2 protein-coding genes are annotated in these 533 nt (G+C 44.3%); both read left to right on the top strand.

Annotated elements, in window-relative coordinates:
• A partial coding sequence (locus R7R78_RS29105; RefSeq protein ID WP_225474966.1) for a cytochrome c-type biogenesis CcmF C-terminal domain-containing protein occupies positions 1–144 on the top strand: 144 nt, incomplete at its 5' end.
• Position 145: 1 nt separating this feature from the next.
• The coding region (locus R7R78_RS29110) for a DsbE family thiol:disulfide interchange protein (protein ID WP_225474965.1) at positions 146–533 on the top strand (388 nt) is incomplete at its 3' end.

The following is a 533-nucleotide window of genomic DNA, read 5'->3' on the forward strand; positions in this document are numbered from 1 at the left end:
ATTTACTACAAACCGGTCGTACGTTGGATCTGGGCTGGCTCTTTGATCATGGCATTAGGCGGCGCACTAGCGATTTCTGATAAGCGTTACCGCTTCCGTAAGTCATCGAAAAAGAACGCAAAGTCAAACGAGCAGGTAGCATAAAATGAATAAGAAAATCTTGTTTATCCCGTTGGTTGCTTTCTTAGTTCTGGCGGGGATCTTCGCAACACAGTTGGTTCGTAACCAAGATGGGGACGATCCCACAAAGTTGGAATCTGTTTTAGTTGGCAAACCTGTTCCTAAGTTTCACTTAGAAGACTTGGCCGAACCGGGTAAACAGTACGATCAGTCGATTTTTAAAGGTGAGCCTCTGCTGTTAAATGTGTGGGCTACATGGTGTCCTACCTGTTACGCAGAGCATAAATATCTCAACGAACTTGCTGGTAAAGGCGTGAAGATCATCGGTATGAACTACAAAGATGATCGAAACAAAGCGATCGGTTGGTTGAACGATTTAGGTAACCCGTACCTAATTAGTTTGTTCGATGGCA

Source organism: Vibrio sp. 2134-1, from assembly GCF_033339495.1.